Genomic DNA, 14,587 nt, shown 5'->3' on the forward strand with positions numbered 1-14,587 from the left:
TACCTCTTTGGTTTCGATGGTCAGTTAGCACTTCCATCAAAACCGGTAACCCTCACTCTTTTCAAGTCAGGTGTCAGATCAGGTCTGAACTACTACATAAGACCCGCATAAACATCATCACAATGCACTCATGAGCTCAGCATGCCTGACCACCTTTACGTATCGAGATACCCCATCACAACATGCGCCACAAAAATCTCAATCAGCGGCTTAAAGCACAGGATAAGTCGCCACATTGATTAATCTTACCCAGAGAGTCTGAACGAATCGTGGACTCACACCTTGGGTCCAGAATCCACCGCTTTGTCATCGCCCACATGGATGTAGGCGAGGAGCGTGCGCTGGAACGGAAGTTTTGCCAATCTCGGCAACCGCCCCTGCGTTACTCTCGACAGACTGTTCCCGCCGCCTGTCTCCCCATCCTTGGGTCGTACCTCCTCCACCCCAAAAGCCCTTCCTTCTGGGCGCATCCATGCAATCGTTCACAATAGCCTGCTATTACACCGCACAAGGATATGCGAGTGTCGCGGCGACAGGGTGGCATTGAGCAACCCCGCGATCAGCGCATTGAATCGATGAATTCTCCATCCCAATCTGCTTCGTCCCGATTCATTCCGAGGCTACCCACTCGGTGATGCATAGGAAACAGTTTGCTCAAGATCACTATCTCCATCTTCAGCTGCTGGGTTGGCCGTTTTTAGCATACCCACAAAAACAAAGCCCCCACCAAACGGTGGGGGCTTTATCAGCAGCCAGGATACTAAAGCTGCGCTTGATCGGCTCTTGGCTGGAACAAGAAGCAAAACTTAGCGAAGAATTTACTCCTCAGTCGCTTCCATCTCTTCAGCCTCATCCACCTCAGGACGATCGACCAACTCGACATAGGCCATAGGCGCCTTATCTCCGCTACGATAGCCGCATTTTAGAATGCGCAGATAGCCACCTGGGCGCTCCTTGTAACGCGGCCCCAACTCGGCAAACAGCTTGCCAACAGCCGCATCATCACGCAGCCGTGAGAATGCGAGACGACGCTTCGCAACAGAGTCGGTTTTGGACATGGTGATCAGCGGCTCTGCCACGCGGCGAAGCTCTTTCGCCTTCGGCAGAGTTGTCTTAATCAGCTCATGGTTGATCAGCGACACTGCCATATTGCGGAACATCGCCTTGCGATGGCTGCTGTTTCGGTTCAGTTGCCGCCCTGATTTGCGATGACGCATGGATCGACTTCCTTCAATTCTTCGTTTAACAAATAGGTAGATCAGTGAGCGAAATGCTCATCAATGCTCTCGGGTGGCCAATGCTCCAAGCGCATGCCAAGAGAGAGGCCCCTGCGGGCCAGCACATCCTTGATCTCGGTGAGCGACTTCTTGCCCAGATTCGGGGTCTTGAGCAGCTCAACCTCGGTGCGCTGAATCAGATCACCGATAAGAAAAATGTTCTCGGCCTTCAGACAGTTTGCAGAACGAACTGTCAGTTCCAGATCATCAACCGGACGCAACAAGATCGGATCGATCATCGGCTCTTCCGGTTCAGCAGTCGCTTCAGCTGCCTCAGCCTCAAGATAAACAAAGACGGAGAGCTGATCTCTGAGAATTCCTGCCGAGCGTCGTATCGCTTCTTCCGGATCAATAGTTCCATCGGTCTGCAATTCGATAACCAGACGATCCATATTGGTGCGCTGCTCAACACGCGCAGATTCGATCGAATAAGCCACACGTCTTACTGGACTAAACGACGCGTCAAGCTGCAACATGCCGATCGGTCGATCTTCACCCGCCGAACTCTGCCGAGCAGTCGACGGCTGATAACCGCGCCCACGCTTGACCGTGAGAGTCATATTGATCTCGCCGCTCTTGGTAAGAGTAGCAATATGCAGATCCGGGTTTGCGATCTCAATGTCATGATCGAGGGTAATATCCCCAGCACTGACAACTCCTGGCCCCTTCTTCTGCAGCCGTAAGACCGCTTCATCTCGGGAGTGCATCACCAATGCAACCTGCTTCAGATTGAGCAGGATCTCCAGCACATCCTCCTGAACACCCTCTATCGCGGTGTATTCATGCAGGACGTCCTGAATCTCCACCTCAGTAATCGCACTGCCTGGCATGGAGGAGAGCAAGATACGACGCAAGGCATTTCCGAGCGTGTGCCCAAAGCCTCGCTCAAGCGGTTCCAGGATAACTTTTGCGTGAGTTTCACTGAGCGCCTGCACATTCACTATGCGTGGCTTCAGGAACTCCATAACGTTATCTACCATGAATAAACCTCTCGATTGGGCTTACTTCGAGTACAACTCGACAACGAGTTGTTCATTAATCTCTGCGGGAAGGTCAGCCCGATCCGGCACACGCTTGAAAACGCCCTTCATCGCCTTGGGATCAACCTCAACCCAATCCACAAACCCATATTGCTCTGCCAATGACAAGGCACCCTGTATGCGAACTTGCTTCTTGGCTTTCTCGCGAATGCTGACCTCGTCATCAGCCTTGATCTTGTAAGATGCAACGTTAACGACACTGCCGTTGACTTCAATCGCCTTATGACTAACGAGCTGACGCGCTTCAGCACGAGTTGAGCCAAAACCCATCCGGTAAACGACATTGTCTAAACGCGTCTCAAGCGCCTGCAGAAGATTTTCGCCAGTCGCACCTTTAGCCTGCGCCGCAGCCTTATAGTAATTGCGGAACTGGTTCTCCATCACCCCGTAGATACGACGAACTTTCTGCTTCTCGCGGAGCTGAAGCCCATAATCGGAGATACGGCGACGACGATCACCTGACTGCCCAGGGACCTTCTCCATGTTGCACTTGGAGTCGAGAGAGCGCATGCGACCTTTGAGGAATAGGTCAGTTCCCTCGCGGCGACTCAGCTTACATTTTGGACCGATATACCTTGCCATGTTTAGACTCCAGTGCTCAGACCCGACGCTTCTTCGGTGGACGGCAACCATTGTGAGGGATGGGGGTCACATCAGAGATGCTGGTGATCTTGAACCCTGCATTATTCAGCGCACGTACCGCAGACTCGCGTCCCGGGCCGGGCCCTTTCACGTTTACATCAAGGTTTTTAACACCATATTCTTTGACCATCTGACCAACCCGATCAGCCGCCACCTGAGCAGCAAAAGGGGTGCTCTTTCGGGACCCGCGAAAGCCTGATCCACCAGCAGTTGCCCATGCCAGTGCATTGCCCTGACGATCGGTAATCGTGATGATTGTGTTATTGAACGAAGCGTGAACGTGCGCTACGCCATCGCTCACTGTCTTCTTGACTTTCTTTCGGGAACGGCCGCTTGCTTTTGCCATCATCTGTTCCTGCGAGTTCTAAATCGACTTATCGTTTGATCGGACGACGCGGCCCCTTACGGGTGCGTGCATTTGTCTTGGTACGCTGACCACGCAACGGCAGACCACGGCGGTGACGGATGCCGCGATTACAGCCCAAGTCCATCAGACGCTTGATGTTCATTGAGACTTCACGACGAAGATCACCCTCGACTGTGAATTTTGCGACTTCAGAACGAATCGCCTCCAGCTGAACCTCGCTCAACTCGAGGATCTTTGTGCTGGGCGCAATACCCGTTGCTTCACAAATACCAGCTGCGCGAGTACGGCCAACGCCATAGATTGAAGTCAGCGCGATTATCGCGTGTTTGCGATCAGGTATATTGACTCCTGCGATTCGAGCCATTTTTCTCGTCTCCTGCTTTTCTCAAGCAAATTTCGTTTGGCGGAAACGCGCAAGTATGCCAATTTAACGAGGCTCAGTCAAGGGCCTTAATGGCTGCGCGTGGCTCAGATTTAGCCTTGGCGTTGTTTGTGCCGGCCTTCCTTACAGATCACACGCACCACACCGTTGCGGCGAACAATCTTGCAATTGCGACACATCTTTTTTACTGATGCACGAACTTTCATATCTTTGCTCCAAAAAACTTGACTGAACGATTCAGCTCAATCGATCACTTCTTTCTGCCGCCTTTGAGGTTGGCCTTCTTCATTAACCCCTCGTACTGATGCGACATCAAATGGGCCTGAATCTGAGCCATAAAATCCATCACTACGACAACAATGATCAACAGAGATGTACCGCCAAAATAGAATGGGACATTCCATCCGACGATTAAAAATTCCGGCAACAAGCAAACAGCAGTAATGTAGATTGCACCAGCAAAGGTCAGCCTGGACATTACGCCGTCGATGTATTTTGCAGTCTGCTCGCCTGGACGAATGCCCGGGATAAACGCACCAGAGCGCTTCAGATTATCGGCCGTCTCTTTTGAATTAAAGACCAGCGCTGTATAAAAGAAGCAGAAGAAAATAATCGCTGCTGCATAGGCCATCACGTAGACCGGCTCACCTGGCGACAGCTTTGAAAAAATATCCTGCAGCCAGCGCGTCTCCTCGGAATTCCCAAACCACTGCCCAAGCGTCGCTGGAAACAGGATGATGCTTGAAGCAAAGATCGGCGGAATCACGCCAGCCATATTCAGCTTAAGCGGCAGATGAGAACTCTGCGCCTGCATCAGGCGCCGTCCCTGCTGTCGTTTCGCATAGTTGACGGTAATCCTTCGTTGCCCTCGCTCGACGAACACAACGAAGCCGGTGACGGCAATTGCCAATGCGAATAACACCAGGATCGTCAAAACGTTCAATTCACCGGTACGCGCCAACTCAAGCGTGCCACCGATGGCGGACGGCAACCCGGCCACGATACCGGCAAAGATGATCATTGAGATACCATTACCAATTCCGCGCTCTGTGATCTGCTCACCAAGCCACATCAGGAACATAGTTCCAGTCACAAGCGAGACAGCCGCCGTAACGACAAAACCCACACCCTGTTGCGCCACCACCGACTGCCCACCAATCGACTGACTCTGCAGTGCGATTGAAATACCAACCGCCTGAAAGCTAGCAAGCACAACTGTCCCATAGCGCGTGTACTGCGTGATCTTACGGCGGCCCGCCTCACCCTCTTTTTTCAATTGCTCCAACTTTGGAAGCACCGAGGTCATCAACTGCATGATGATAGAGGCAGAGATGTACGGCATGATGCCAAGCGCAAACAGACTGGCACGCTCAAGCGCACCGCCCGAGAACATATTAAACATGTCGAGGATCGAACCCTGCGCCTGCTCAAACAGAGCAGCAAGTGCAACCGGATTCACACCAGGCACCGGAATAAAGGTGCCGATCCTAAATACCAGCAACGCACCGGCAACGAAAAGAAGCCGCTGACGCAATTCAGTCAGTCGCCCCATACCGCCAAGCGAGTTCATCATTGCCGATCCTTGCTTTGACATTTACGCCTCGATCTTTCCGCCTGCAGCCTCGATAGCCGCTGCGGCTCCTTTGGTGGCCTTAATGCCAACAATGGTCACGGAACGCTGAACATTGCCAGATGCAATAATCTTCACCCGCTTAACGGAACGATTGATGAGATTCGCTTTTTCCAAAGACTCGAGAGTGACAACATCGCCCTCGACCTTGGCCAGCTCACTCAGCCGAATCTCAGCGGTAGTCATGCCGACACGGGAACGAAAACCAACCTTTGGCAGGCGGCGCTGCAGTGGCATCTGACCACCCTCAAAACCAACCTTATGAAACCCACCGGAGCGGGACTTCTGCCCTTTATGGCCGCGACCACACGTCTTACCAAGACCGCAGCCAATACCACGACCCACACGCTTTCGGTCACGCTTTTGCCCACTATTCGGGCGCAAATCGTTGAGACGCATCTCAGGACTCCTCAACCTTTACCATGTAAGACACCTTGCCCGCCATACCACGTGTACAGGGAGTATCCTCGACCTCTACCGTATGGTGCATGCGACGCAGGCCTAAACCACGCACACAGGCCTGGTGGCTGGCAAGACGCCCATTCATGCTCCGCACCAAGGTAACGCGCATCATCTTCTTATCTGACATGACTTACCCCAGAATCTCTTCAACTTTCTTGCCACGCTTGGCCGCCACAGATTCAGCATCCGTCATATCGGCCAGACCATTGATGGTTGCACGCACCACGTTGATCGGATTGTTGGTGCCGATACACTTGGCCAGCACATTGTGAACACCAAGCACCTCAAAAACCGCACGCATCGCGCCACCGGCGATGATGCCAGTACCTTCAGAAGCGGGCTTCATGAAGACATTGGCAGCACCATGGCGCCCAACCAGTGGATACTGAAGCGTATCGCCACTAAGCCTGACCTTGACCATGTTTTTGCGTGCCGATTCCATCGCCTTCTGAATCGCAATCGGAACCTCGCGAGCCTTGCCGGTACCAAAACCAACGCGACCCTGACCATCGCCGACAACAGTCAGCGCGGAGAAACCGAACTGACGCCCCCCCTTTACCACCTTGGCAACACGATTGACGTTGATCAGCTTTTCGAGGAGCTCATCACTCTCAGGCTTTGTATTGAAATTTGCCATCTTTCAGCTCCGTTAAATCTTCAGGCCAGCTTCGCGTGCCGCATCGGCCAGCGCCTTGACCCGACCGTGGTAGCGAAAACCGGAACGATCAAAAGCAACCTGATCAATGCCAGCCGCTCTGGCTCGCTCGGCAATGAGCTTTCCGACGACGGCGGCCGCATTTGCATTACTGGTCGCCCCATCAATCTGCTCAGCAACCACTTTGTCCAGAGTCGAAGCGCTCGCCAGGGTCTCACCACCACTCGGCGCGATCACCTGTGCATACATGTGACGAGGTGTCCGGTGGATTGTGAGGCGATGAACACCCAGTTCGCGAATTTTCGCGCGAGTGCGGCGACTACGCCGAATACGTGCTTGTTTCTTGTCCATCGATCTACCCTACTATTTCTTCTTGGCTTCTTTACGAACCACGAGCTCATCCGAGTAACGAACACCCTTACCCTTGTAGGGCTCTGGCGGACGAAAAGCACGAATCTCCGCAGCCACCTGCCCAACTCGCTGCTTATCAAATCCAGTAAGGACGATTTCAGTTGGAGAAGGAGTTGCAGCATCTACCCCATCAGGCAAGGAATAGTCGATGGGGTGTGAGAAACCGAGACTGAGATTCAGGCTTTTGCCTGTGGCCTGGGCACGATAACCCACACCAACCAGCTCTAGCTTACGCTCGAAGCCCTGACTCACCCCAACCACCATATTGTTAAGCAACGCCCGCATGGTTCCGGCCATTGCCCATGAGGCTTTATCTTCTACCTTCGGCGACACCCGCAGCTCACTATCTTCCTGGGAAATCGCAACCAGATCATGCACTGCCAGCTCCAGAGCGCCTTTTGCGCCTTTCACCGAAACAACCTGATCCGCAACTTTCAGCTCCACACCAGACGGAATAGCAATCGGACTCTTTGCAATTCGAGACATTTTCCAATCCTCCGCTAGGCAACAAAGGCAATCACTTCACCGCCCTGCCCAGAAGCCCGGGCCGCACGATCGGTCATAATGCCTTTCGATGTGGAGATGATTGCAATGCCCAAGCCACCACGAACATTCGGCAGCTCACCGCGCCCCTTGTAAACTCGGAGGCCCGGACGACTGACACGTTTGATAAGATCAATAACCGGACGACCCTCAAAGTAGCGCAACTCAAGCACTAACTGGGGCTTGCCGTCATTCTCTTCGACTCTGGCATTCTGGATGAAACCTTCATCTTGGAGGAGATTGGCGATCGCCAACTTCATCTTGGAGGCGGGCAGCTTAACATCAGACTTGTTCGCTGCTTGACCATTACGGATACGCGTAAGCATATCCGCGATGGGATCTGACATACTCATTTTGTGCTCCTCGGGTCAGCCCGCCTTTAGGGCGCGATACCCGCGTGCAAAACAGTTAACGGGCCCTAGGTGGGCCCGCAAATAAAGACGCGCAGTTTATACTTACCAGCTTGCTTTTACAAGCCCAGGCACATCGCCACGCATAGCAGCCTCACGAAGTTTGTTGCGAGCCAGACCGAACTTGCGATAGTAGCCGTGCGGACGGCCAGTTACCCGGCAGCGGTTGTGCTGACGACTCGGGCTTGCGTCACGCGGTAGCTTCTGCAGCTTGACCACTGCCTCTTCCACCTGCTCATAGCTGCTACTGGGATCATCGATGATCTTCTTCAGCGCAGCTCGCTTGGCGGCATACTTTGCTACCGTACGTGCACGCTTATTTTCGCGTGCGATCATGCTCTTCTTTGCCATATCCGTACTCAGTTCTTAAACGGAAATTTAAACGCTTCCAACAAGGCGCGTCCCTCTTCATCAGTGCGCGCTGTTGTTGTGATAGTGACATCCAAGCCACGCAGGGTATCAACTTTGTCGTAGTCGATCTCAGGGAAGATGATCTGTTCCTTTACGCCCATGCTGTAGTTACCACGACCGTCAAAAGACTTGGCACTCAGCCCGCGAAAGTCACGAATACGTGGAATCGCAATGCTGATCAGTCGGTCGAGAAACTCATACATACGCTCGCGCCGCAGAGTCACCTTGCAGCCGATGGGCCAGCCTTCACGAACCTTGAAGCCAGCAATCGACTTACGTGCGTGAGTAATGATCGCCTTCTGGCCAGCGATCTTTTCCATATCACCCACGGCAAACTCGAGAACCTTTTTATCACCAATCGCCTCACCGACACCCATGTTCAGGGTGATCTTGGTAATGCGCGGAACCTGCATGACACTGTTGTATTTGAACTTGTCCATCAACTGCTGGACAACAGCGTCGCTGTAATGTTGCTGTAATCTTGACATCGCCAGTTACGCCTCAGATATCCACAACTTCGTTGTTGGACTTGAACACCCGCACCTTGCGGCCATCATCCAGGGTCTTGAACCCAACCCGGTCACCCTTGCCGGTTTCCGGATTGTAGAGCGCGACATTGGAGATATGCAGGGGCATCTCTTTATCGAGAATACCGCCAGGCTCTCCTTTCGCTGGATTCGGCTTGGTGTGCTTTTTAACCATGTTGATGTTCTCTACAACAACACGATCCCGATCGAGCATGCGGATCACAGTTCCGCGCTTGCCCTTGTCTTTTCCGGTAACAACGATGACCTCGTCGCCCTTTTTGATCTTGCTAGCCATTGTTATCGCCTCACAGCACCTCGGGAGCGAGCGAAATGATCTTCATAAAACGCTCACTTCGCAATTCACGGGTAACAGGGCCAAAGATACGTGTACCGATTGGCTGATACTGATTGTTAAGTAATACAGCCGCGTTGGTATCAAAGCGGATGATTGAACCATCCGGACGGCGAACACCCTTTTTGGTGCGCACCACGACGGCGTTGTAAACGTCGCCCTTTTTGACCTTACCGCGCGGAATTGCATCCTTAACGCTTACTTTGATGATGTCACCGATCCCCGCATAACGGCGATGCGAGCCACCCAGTACCTTGATGCACTGGACGCGTTTGGCCCCGCTGTTATCGGCAACATTCAGGCTTGTCTGCATCTGAATCATGTTTCTGCCCTATGCTTTGTATTCGTTCGGCAAAAAATTGCAGCCGATCAGCTGGCACGCTCGATGATCTTCACCAGGCGCCAACGCTTGGTCTTCGACAGCGGACGACATTGCTCCACCATCACAGTATCACCGGAGTTGCACTCGTTACTTTCATCATGCGCATGCACCTTAGTGGAACGGCGCACGAACTTGCCGTAGATCGGGTGTTTCACTCGACGCTCAACAACGACAGTAATGGACTTATCCATCCCGCTGCTGACCACTTGCCCGACCAGGGTGCGGTTGCTGGCTTCTTGTTCGCTCATGATGCGCTGCCTGCCTTCTGCTCGTTCATTACCGTTTTAATCCGTGCGATCTCCTTGCGGACCGCATTCATGCGGGAGGGACGCGAAAGCTGTCCGGTTCCCTTCTGCATGCGCAGATTGAATTGCTCTTTCAGCAGTTCCTCAAGAGTTGACTGCAACTCTTCGGAACCCTTTCCTCGCAGCTCACTTGCCTTCATCACATCACCGTCCGTTTTACGAAAGTGGTGGACACAGGCAGCTTCGCAGATGCCAGCGCAAATGCCTCACGAGCCAGCTCTTCTGAGACACCTTCGATCTCGTAGAGCATGCGCCCTGGCTGAATCTGAGCAACCCAGTACTCCACATTACCCTTACCTTTACCCTGACGTACCTCGAGAGGTTTTTTGGTAATAGGCTTATCAGGAAAAACCCGAATCCACAGCTGTCCACCACGCTTCACATGACGGGTAATTGTGCGTCGGGCTGCCTCAATCTGACGAGCAGTAATACGGCCACGCCCAGTGGATTTCAAGCCAAACTCGCCAAACGAGACACTGCTACCTGTGTTGGCAAGGCCACGGTTGCGGCCCTTGTGCTGCTTTCGGAATTTGGTACGTTTTGGTTGTAGCATTTCTTACGACCTCTTTCCTGCGGATTTGGTCTTAGGCTCTGCTTGCGCCACCTCTCCATCAGCAAAGACTTCACCCTTAAAAATCCAAACCTTCACGCCGATGATGCCATAAGTGGTGTTGGCCTCGGCAAAACCGTAATCGATATCGGCACGCAAAGTGTGCAGCGGCACACGCCCTTCTCGGTACCACTCGCTACGGGCAATCTCAGCGCCGTTCAGACGACCGCCGATATTGATCTTGATGCCTTGCGCTCCCAAGCGCATGGCATTCTGCACCGAACGCTTCATGGCCCGACGAAACATCACACGACGCTCAAGCTGCTGAGCAACCCCCTCTGCGACAAGCTGTGCATCCAGCTCAGGCTTGCGAATCTCCTCGATGCTGATGTGCACGGGGATCCCCATCATCTGGGAGACCTCGTTACGCAAGGCATCAATGTCGCCACCCTTCTTGCCGATAACAAGGCCGGGCCGTGCCGTATGCACAGTGATATGTGCATTTTTTGCAGGGCGGTCGATCTGAATCCGGCTTACGGATGCCTGATAGAGGCGCTTCTTCAGAAAATCCCGGACACTGAGATCATTGTTCAGCAGATCAGCATAGTGCTTGGAATCTGCGTACCATTTCGACGTCCAGTCTTTTACGATACCCAGTCGGATACCGGTTGGATGTACTTTCTGACCCATATCGGCCTCTCTTGCCTGTTACTTGTCTGCGACAGTCACATTGATGTGACTGGTCCGCTTGAGGATACGGGCTGCGCGCCCCTTTGCACGAGCACGGATTCGCTTCATAGTCGGCCCCTCGTCAACGCTGATCGCTGAGACCTTAAGCTCATCGATATCCGCACCTTCGTTGTGCTCTGCATTGGCAATCGCCGATTCAAGAACCTTCTTTACCAGAACCGCGCCTTTCTTCTTGCTGAATGCGAGAACATTCAACGCCTGTTCAACCGGCAGACCGCGAATCTGGTCTGCGACCAGCCGAGCCTTCTGGGCCGACATGCGCGCATGTCGCAATTTTGCTGATGCCTGCATCTTACGCCCCCTTACCTGGACTTCCTGTCCGCTGCATGACCCCGATAGGTGCGGGTCAGCGCGAACTCGCCGAGCTTATGGCCAACCATGTTCTCAGAGATGAGAACCGGCACATGCTGACGACCGTTGTAGACCGCAATGGTCAGACCGACCATTTCGGGCAGGATCATCGAGCGCCGAGACCATGTCTTAATGGGCCGCTTGTTGTTTTGCGCGACCGCATCTTCCACCTTCTTGGCCAGGTGGTGATCGATAAACGGCCCTTTTCGGATTGAACGTGGCACGACTCTAACCCCTACTCAAGTTACTTACGATTGCGGCGGCGTACGATCATCTTATCGGTACGCTTGTTGGTGCGGGTCTTATAACCCTTAGTTGGCATACCCCAAGGGGATACCGGATGACGCCCGCCCGAGGTCCGACCCTCACCACCACCATGTGGATGATCCACCGGGTTCATGGCGACACCACGGACGGTGGGACGTACGCCCCGCCAGCGTGTGGCGCCCGCCTTGCCGAGAGATCGCAGATTGTGCTCCGAGTTGGAGACCTCACCGATTACTGCACGGCAATCGGATGGAATCTTGCGCATCTCACCGGAACGCAGACGCAGGGTTGCATAGTCGCCTTCACGAGCGACCAGCTGAACCGAGGCGCCCGCAGAACGTGCGATCTGGGCGCCTTTGCCAGGCTTCATCTCGATGCAGTGCACCACAGAACCCAGCGGCATGTTGCGCAGCGGCAGGCAGTTACCCACCGCGATCGCTGCATCGCTGCCGGAGCATACTTCATCTCCAGCTTTTAGACCGCTCGGCGCAATAATGTAGGCACGCTCACCATCCTCATAGCGGATCAGTGCAATGTGCGCGGTCCGGTTTGGATCGTATTCCAAACGCTCCACCACTGCCGCCTCTTCACGATTTCGTTTGAAATCGATGATGCGGTAGCGCTGTTTGTGACCACCACCGCGATGGCGGGTAGTGATACGACCAGTGTTGTTGCGACCACCACTCTTGGTCTTCTTTGCGACCAGCGGTGCGTAAGGGCCGCCCTTGTGCAGCTCTTTATTCACCACTTTGACCACAAAACGGCGGCCAGCAGAGGTCGGGTTTGTCTTTACGATAGCCATTATTCCAATCCCGTTAGATTCGCTCAGGCACCGCCGGCGAAATCGATATCATTGCCTTCTTTGAGGCGAACGTAGGCCTTTCTCCAATCAGAGCGGCGACCCTGGATCTGACCAAAGCGCTTCTTCTTGCCCTTTACATTCACCACCTGCACCCGTTCGACCTCAACATCGAACAGCTTCTCTACAGCAGCGGCAATCTCTTGCTTGGTCGCATCTTTCACAACGCGAAAAGTAAACTGCCGGTTTGCATCAGCGACAATACTGCTCTTCTCCGAAATAAGCGGGCTGAGCAGTACCTTCATCAGACGTTCGTTATTCATGCCAAACGCTCCTCAATCTGCTTAACCGCACTTTCGGTCATCAAGACCTTTTCGTAGGCGATCAGGCTTACCGGGTCGATCTCCTGCACATCGCGCACATCGACACCATAGAGGTTGCGTGCTGCGAGATAGAGATTCTCATCCGGGTTGTTTGTCACAACCAGCACATCGCTCAGATCCATCTCTTTCAGCTTGCCGACCAGTTCTTTGGTCTTCGGCGCAGAGACGTTGAACTCCTTCACCGCAACCAACCGCTCCTGACGGATCAGCTCGGAGAGAATCGAGCGGATCGCACCCCGGTACATCTTCCGATTGACCTTCTGCGCGTAACTACGGGGCTGCGCAGCAAAGGTCACGCCGCCACTACGCCAGATCGGGCTGCGGCTAGTGCCGGAACGGGCACGACCGGTACCTTTCTGACGCCAGGGCTTGATGCCACCACCGTTGACAGCGGAACGACTTTTCTGCGCCTTGGTGCCAGAACGGGCAGCCGCCATATGGGCGGTCACGACCTGATGGATCAGGCCTTGCTTGTACTCTGCACCGAACACGGCGTCGGAGACCTGGATGGCATCTCCACCTTGTACATTCAAATCCATCGGTTTCACCCTTTGTTCTTCATCTTGATCGCAGGCAGCACGATCACATCACCGCCAGTAGCGCCAGGGACTGCCCCCTTTACCAGCAGCAGGTTGCGCTCAGTGTCGACCCGCACCACTTCCAGGTTCTGCTGGCAGCGCTGAACATCACCCATGTGACCAGCCATCTTCTTACCCTTGAAGACACGACCTGGGGTCTGGCACTGACCGATCGAACCCGGCGCACGATGCGACAGCGAGTTACCGTGGGTGGCGTCCTGGGTACGAAAGTGGTGGCGTTTCACACCACCCTGAAAACCTTTACCCTTGCTCTGGCCACGCACATCGATCTTCTGCCCAACCTCAAAGAGGTCGGCCTTGATCTCGGCACCGACCTCGATGCCTTCGCCCTCACCATCTTCCAGGCGGAACTCCCACAGACCACGACCCGCTTCAATACCGCCCTTCGCCAGGTGACCGGCGGCAGCCTTGTTAACGCGAGAAGCCTTGCGTGCACCAGTGGTCACCTGGATCGCACGATAACCATCCACATCCTCGCTCTTCAGCTGAGAGACACGATTCGGCGCGACCTCGATCACGGTAACCGGCACTGACGCACCCTCTTCGGTGAAGACTCGGGTCATACCGATCTTGCGTCCAATAACTCCAATAGCCATTGTTCTTAACCTCAGTTCAGCTTGATCTGAACGTCCACGCCGGCGGCCAGATCGAGCTTCATCAGCGCATCAACGGTCTTGTCAGTCGGGTCGACAATATCCATCAGACGTTTGTGGGTACGAATTTCATACTGGTCGCGCGCGTCCTTATTGACGTGCGGGGAGATCAGTACGGTAAACCGCTCTTTCTTAGTCGGCAGCGGAATCGGGCCGAGCACCTGCGCACCAGTGCGCTTGGCAGTCTCAACGATCTCACGGGCCGATTGATCGATCAGTCGATGATCGAAAGCCTTCAGGCGAATGCGAATTCTTTGGTTAGCCATTGTCTATCACTCGATGATCTTGGAAACCACGCCGGCACCCACGGTACGACCACCCTCACGGATAGCGAAACGCAGGCCCTCTTCCATTGCGATCGGCGCGATCAATTTTACCGTCATCTTGACGTTGTCACCCGGCATCACCATCTCCACGCCCTCGGGAAGGTCGCAGGCAC

General features: G+C 54.0%; 29 protein-coding genes. All 29 read right to left on the bottom strand.

Annotation, left to right across the window (positions count from 1 at the left end; genetic code table 11):
* Window positions 1-818 precede the first annotated feature (818 nt).
* A complete protein-coding gene (rplQ, locus tag Ga0074115_RS14700; RefSeq protein WP_057957334.1) occupies window positions 819-1,217 on the bottom strand; it encodes a 50S ribosomal protein L17 in 399 nt (132 codons plus the stop codon).
* 41 nt (window positions 1,218-1,258) lie between these two features.
* Window positions 1,259-2,257 carry a DNA-directed RNA polymerase subunit alpha gene (locus Ga0074115_RS14705; RefSeq protein ID WP_060528673.1) on the bottom strand — a complete coding sequence of 333 codons (999 nt, stop codon included), beginning with the start codon at window positions 2,255-2,257 and terminating at the stop codon, window positions 1,259-1,261.
* Between the two features lie 21 nt (window positions 2,258-2,278).
* On the bottom strand, window positions 2,279-2,899 hold the full coding sequence (rpsD, locus tag Ga0074115_RS14710; RefSeq protein WP_057957335.1) for a 30S ribosomal protein S4: 621 nt from the start codon (window positions 2,897-2,899) through the stop codon (window positions 2,279-2,281).
* 16 nt (window positions 2,900-2,915) lie between these two features.
* The gene (gene rpsK / locus Ga0074115_RS14715) at window positions 2,916-3,305 is read right to left on the bottom strand and encodes a 30S ribosomal protein S11 (protein ID WP_039959886.1); all 390 of its coding nucleotides are present in this window, start codon (window positions 3,303-3,305) and stop codon (window positions 2,916-2,918) included.
* Between the two features lie 28 nt (window positions 3,306-3,333).
* The gene (gene rpsM / locus Ga0074115_RS14720; protein WP_057956224.1) at window positions 3,334-3,690 is read right to left on the bottom strand and encodes a 30S ribosomal protein S13; all 357 of its coding nucleotides are present in this window, start codon (window positions 3,688-3,690) and stop codon (window positions 3,334-3,336) included.
* A 110-nt stretch (window positions 3,691-3,800) separates the two neighbouring features.
* Window positions 3,801-3,914, bottom strand: coding sequence for a 50S ribosomal protein L36 (gene rpmJ, locus Ga0074115_RS15970; RefSeq protein ID WP_005960945.1), 114 nt, complete (start codon window positions 3,912-3,914; stop codon window positions 3,801-3,803).
* A 44-nt stretch (window positions 3,915-3,958) separates the two neighbouring features.
* A complete protein-coding gene (gene secY / locus Ga0074115_RS14725) occupies window positions 3,959-5,302 on the bottom strand; it encodes a preprotein translocase subunit SecY (RefSeq protein ID WP_057956225.1) in 1,344 nt (447 codons plus the stop codon).
* The gene (gene rplO, locus Ga0074115_RS14730) at window positions 5,303-5,737 is read right to left on the bottom strand and encodes a 50S ribosomal protein L15 (protein ID WP_057956226.1); all 435 of its coding nucleotides are present in this window, start codon (window positions 5,735-5,737) and stop codon (window positions 5,303-5,305) included.
* A gap of 1 nt (window position 5,738) precedes the next feature.
* On the bottom strand, window positions 5,739-5,927 hold the full coding sequence (gene rpmD / locus Ga0074115_RS14735) for a 50S ribosomal protein L30 (RefSeq protein ID WP_005960948.1): 189 nt from the start codon (window positions 5,925-5,927) through the stop codon (window positions 5,739-5,741).
* 3 nt (window positions 5,928-5,930) lie between these two features.
* Window positions 5,931-6,437, bottom strand: coding sequence for a 30S ribosomal protein S5 (gene rpsE, locus Ga0074115_RS14740; RefSeq protein ID WP_005960949.1), 507 nt, complete (start codon window positions 6,435-6,437; stop codon window positions 5,931-5,933).
* A gap of 12 nt (window positions 6,438-6,449) precedes the next feature.
* A complete protein-coding gene (gene rplR / locus Ga0074115_RS14745; RefSeq protein WP_057956227.1) occupies window positions 6,450-6,806 on the bottom strand; it encodes a 50S ribosomal protein L18 in 357 nt (118 codons plus the stop codon).
* A gap of 12 nt (window positions 6,807-6,818) precedes the next feature.
* Window positions 6,819-7,352: a 50S ribosomal protein L6 gene (gene rplF, locus Ga0074115_RS14750; RefSeq protein WP_057956228.1), complete on the bottom strand. Its 534-nt coding sequence runs from the start codon at window positions 7,350-7,352 to the stop codon at window positions 6,819-6,821.
* Window positions 7,353-7,366: 14 nt separating this feature from the next.
* Window positions 7,367-7,762: a 30S ribosomal protein S8 gene (gene rpsH, locus Ga0074115_RS14755; protein WP_005960952.1), complete on the bottom strand. Its 396-nt coding sequence runs from the start codon at window positions 7,760-7,762 to the stop codon at window positions 7,367-7,369.
* Between the two features lie 102 nt (window positions 7,763-7,864).
* The gene (rpsN, locus tag Ga0074115_RS14760; RefSeq protein ID WP_057956229.1) at window positions 7,865-8,170 is read right to left on the bottom strand and encodes a 30S ribosomal protein S14; all 306 of its coding nucleotides are present in this window, start codon (window positions 8,168-8,170) and stop codon (window positions 7,865-7,867) included.
* 8 nt (window positions 8,171-8,178) lie between these two features.
* Window positions 8,179-8,718: a 50S ribosomal protein L5 gene (rplE, locus tag Ga0074115_RS14765; RefSeq protein WP_005960954.1), complete on the bottom strand. Its 540-nt coding sequence runs from the start codon at window positions 8,716-8,718 to the stop codon at window positions 8,179-8,181.
* Between the two features lie 13 nt (window positions 8,719-8,731).
* Window positions 8,732-9,052, bottom strand: coding sequence for a 50S ribosomal protein L24 (rplX, locus tag Ga0074115_RS14770; RefSeq protein WP_005960955.1), 321 nt, complete (start codon window positions 9,050-9,052; stop codon window positions 8,732-8,734).
* Window positions 9,053-9,062: 10 nt separating this feature from the next.
* The gene (gene rplN, locus Ga0074115_RS14775) at window positions 9,063-9,431 is read right to left on the bottom strand and encodes a 50S ribosomal protein L14 (RefSeq protein ID WP_005960956.1); all 369 of its coding nucleotides are present in this window, start codon (window positions 9,429-9,431) and stop codon (window positions 9,063-9,065) included.
* A gap of 47 nt (window positions 9,432-9,478) precedes the next feature.
* Entirely contained in the window at window positions 9,479-9,739 is a 261-nt protein-coding gene (gene rpsQ, locus Ga0074115_RS14780) for a 30S ribosomal protein S17 (RefSeq protein ID WP_005960957.1), read from the bottom strand.
* On the bottom strand, window positions 9,736-9,936 hold the full coding sequence (gene rpmC, locus Ga0074115_RS14785) for a 50S ribosomal protein L29 (protein WP_006473512.1): 201 nt from the start codon (window positions 9,934-9,936) through the stop codon (window positions 9,736-9,738). The genes rpsQ and rpmC overlap by 4 nt, the downstream gene beginning before the upstream one ends.
* Window positions 9,936-10,349, bottom strand: coding sequence for a 50S ribosomal protein L16 (gene rplP / locus Ga0074115_RS14790; protein ID WP_006473511.1), 414 nt, complete (start codon window positions 10,347-10,349; stop codon window positions 9,936-9,938). Before rplP ends, rpmC begins: the two co-directional genes overlap by 1 nt.
* Before the next feature lie 3 nt (window positions 10,350-10,352).
* A complete protein-coding gene (gene rpsC / locus Ga0074115_RS14795; protein ID WP_057956231.1) occupies window positions 10,353-11,036 on the bottom strand; it encodes a 30S ribosomal protein S3 in 684 nt (227 codons plus the stop codon).
* Between the two features lie 18 nt (window positions 11,037-11,054).
* Window positions 11,055-11,387 carry a 50S ribosomal protein L22 gene (gene rplV, locus Ga0074115_RS14800; protein WP_005960961.1) on the bottom strand — a complete coding sequence of 111 codons (333 nt, stop codon included), beginning with the start codon at window positions 11,385-11,387 and terminating at the stop codon, window positions 11,055-11,057.
* A gap of 11 nt (window positions 11,388-11,398) precedes the next feature.
* Window positions 11,399-11,671, bottom strand: a complete 273-nt coding sequence (gene rpsS, locus Ga0074115_RS14805) for a 30S ribosomal protein S19 (RefSeq protein WP_005960962.1) — start codon at window positions 11,669-11,671, stop codon at window positions 11,399-11,401.
* A gap of 20 nt (window positions 11,672-11,691) precedes the next feature.
* Window positions 11,692-12,516, bottom strand: coding sequence for a 50S ribosomal protein L2 (gene rplB, locus Ga0074115_RS14810; protein WP_005960963.1), 825 nt, complete (start codon window positions 12,514-12,516; stop codon window positions 11,692-11,694).
* A 23-nt stretch (window positions 12,517-12,539) separates the two neighbouring features.
* The gene (gene rplW / locus Ga0074115_RS14815; RefSeq protein WP_005960964.1) at window positions 12,540-12,836 is read right to left on the bottom strand and encodes a 50S ribosomal protein L23; all 297 of its coding nucleotides are present in this window, start codon (window positions 12,834-12,836) and stop codon (window positions 12,540-12,542) included.
* On the bottom strand, window positions 12,833-13,435 hold the full coding sequence (rplD, locus tag Ga0074115_RS14820; protein WP_057956232.1) for a 50S ribosomal protein L4: 603 nt from the start codon (window positions 13,433-13,435) through the stop codon (window positions 12,833-12,835). Before rplD ends, rplW begins: the two co-directional genes overlap by 4 nt.
* Before the next feature lie 5 nt (window positions 13,436-13,440).
* Window positions 13,441-14,091, bottom strand: a complete 651-nt coding sequence (gene rplC, locus Ga0074115_RS14825; RefSeq protein ID WP_057956233.1) for a 50S ribosomal protein L3 — start codon at window positions 14,089-14,091, stop codon at window positions 13,441-13,443.
* 11 nt (window positions 14,092-14,102) lie between these two features.
* The gene (rpsJ, locus tag Ga0074115_RS14830; RefSeq protein ID WP_005960967.1) at window positions 14,103-14,414 is read right to left on the bottom strand and encodes a 30S ribosomal protein S10; all 312 of its coding nucleotides are present in this window, start codon (window positions 14,412-14,414) and stop codon (window positions 14,103-14,105) included.
* A gap of 6 nt (window positions 14,415-14,420) precedes the next feature.
* Window positions 14,421-14,587 (bottom strand): EF-Tu C-terminal domain-related protein (locus Ga0074115_RS15975; RefSeq protein ID WP_456300630.1); only part of this gene is annotated, 167 nt, incomplete at its 5' end.

Origin of the sequence: endosymbiont of Ridgeia piscesae, assembly GCF_001443665.1 — a bacterium.
GTDB lineage: Bacteria > Pseudomonadota > Gammaproteobacteria > Chromatiales > Chromatiaceae > Endoriftia > Endoriftia persephonae.

What these genes read in the sequence shown, in the direction of transcription:
- rplQ (WP_057957334.1), bottom strand. Translation starts at nt 1,217, where the DNA reads ATGCGTCATCGCAAATCAGGGCGGCAACTGAACCGAAACAGCAGCCAT.
- Ga0074115_RS14705 (WP_060528673.1), bottom strand. Translation starts at nt 2,257, where the DNA reads ATGGTAGATAACGTTATGGAGTTCCTGAAGCCACGCATAGTGAATGTG.
- rpsD (WP_057957335.1), bottom strand. Translation starts at nt 2,899, where the DNA reads ATGGCAAGGTATATCGGTCCAAAATGTAAGCTGAGTCGCCGCGAGGGA.
- rpsK (WP_039959886.1), bottom strand. Translation starts at nt 3,305, where the DNA reads ATGGCAAAAGCAAGCGGCCGTTCCCGAAAGAAAGTCAAGAAGACAGTG.
- rpsM (WP_057956224.1), bottom strand. Translation starts at nt 3,690, where the DNA reads ATGGCTCGAATCGCAGGAGTCAATATACCTGATCGCAAACACGCGATA.
- rpmJ (WP_005960945.1), bottom strand. Translation starts at nt 3,914, where the DNA reads ATGAAAGTTCGTGCATCAGTAAAAAAGATGTGTCGCAATTGCAAGATT.
- secY (WP_057956225.1), bottom strand. Translation starts at nt 5,302, where the DNA reads ATGTCAAAGCAAGGATCGGCAATGATGAACTCGCTTGGCGGTATGGGG.
- rplO (WP_057956226.1), bottom strand. Translation starts at nt 5,737, where the DNA reads ATGCGTCTCAACGATTTGCGCCCGAATAGTGGGCAAAAGCGTGACCGA.
- rpmD (WP_005960948.1), bottom strand. Translation starts at nt 5,927, where the DNA reads ATGTCAGATAAGAAGATGATGCGCGTTACCTTGGTGCGGAGCATGAAT.
- rpsE (WP_005960949.1), bottom strand. Translation starts at nt 6,437, where the DNA reads ATGGCAAATTTCAATACAAAGCCTGAGAGTGATGAGCTCCTCGAAAAG.
- rplR (WP_057956227.1), bottom strand. Translation starts at nt 6,806, where the DNA reads ATGGACAAGAAACAAGCACGTATTCGGCGTAGTCGCCGCACTCGCGCG.
- rplF (WP_057956228.1), bottom strand. Translation starts at nt 7,352, where the DNA reads ATGTCTCGAATTGCAAAGAGTCCGATTGCTATTCCGTCTGGTGTGGAG.
- rpsH (WP_005960952.1), bottom strand. Translation starts at nt 7,762, where the DNA reads ATGAGTATGTCAGATCCCATCGCGGATATGCTTACGCGTATCCGTAAT.
- rpsN (WP_057956229.1), bottom strand. Translation starts at nt 8,170, where the DNA reads ATGGCAAAGAAGAGCATGATCGCACGCGAAAATAAGCGTGCACGTACG.
- rplE (WP_005960954.1), bottom strand. Translation starts at nt 8,718, where the DNA reads ATGTCAAGATTACAGCAACATTACAGCGACGCTGTTGTCCAGCAGTTG.
- rplX (WP_005960955.1), bottom strand. Translation starts at nt 9,052, where the DNA reads ATGGCTAGCAAGATCAAAAAGGGCGACGAGGTCATCGTTGTTACCGGA.
- rplN (WP_005960956.1), bottom strand. Translation starts at nt 9,431, where the DNA reads ATGATTCAGATGCAGACAAGCCTGAATGTTGCCGATAACAGCGGGGCC.
- rpsQ (WP_005960957.1), bottom strand. Translation starts at nt 9,739, where the DNA reads ATGAGCGAACAAGAAGCCAGCAACCGCACCCTGGTCGGGCAAGTGGTC.
- rpmC (WP_006473512.1), bottom strand. Translation starts at nt 9,936, where the DNA reads ATGAAGGCAAGTGAGCTGCGAGGAAAGGGTTCCGAAGAGTTGCAGTCA.
- rplP (WP_006473511.1), bottom strand. Translation starts at nt 10,349, where the DNA reads ATGCTACAACCAAAACGTACCAAATTCCGAAAGCAGCACAAGGGCCGC.
- rpsC (WP_057956231.1), bottom strand. Translation starts at nt 11,036, where the DNA reads ATGGGTCAGAAAGTACATCCAACCGGTATCCGACTGGGTATCGTAAAA.
- rplV (WP_005960961.1), bottom strand. Translation starts at nt 11,387, where the DNA reads ATGCAGGCATCAGCAAAATTGCGACATGCGCGCATGTCGGCCCAGAAG.
- rplB (WP_005960963.1), bottom strand. Translation starts at nt 12,516, where the DNA reads ATGGCTATCGTAAAGACAAACCCGACCTCTGCTGGCCGCCGTTTTGTG.
- rplW (WP_005960964.1), bottom strand. Translation starts at nt 12,836, where the DNA reads ATGAATAACGAACGTCTGATGAAGGTACTGCTCAGCCCGCTTATTTCG.
- rplD (WP_057956232.1), bottom strand. Translation starts at nt 13,435, where the DNA reads ATGGATTTGAATGTACAAGGTGGAGATGCCATCCAGGTCTCCGACGCC.
- rplC (WP_057956233.1), bottom strand. Translation starts at nt 14,091, where the DNA reads ATGGCTATTGGAGTTATTGGACGCAAGATCGGTATGACCCGAGTCTTC.
- rpsJ (WP_005960967.1), bottom strand. Translation starts at nt 14,414, where the DNA reads ATGGCTAACCAAAGAATTCGCATTCGCCTGAAGGCTTTCGATCATCGA.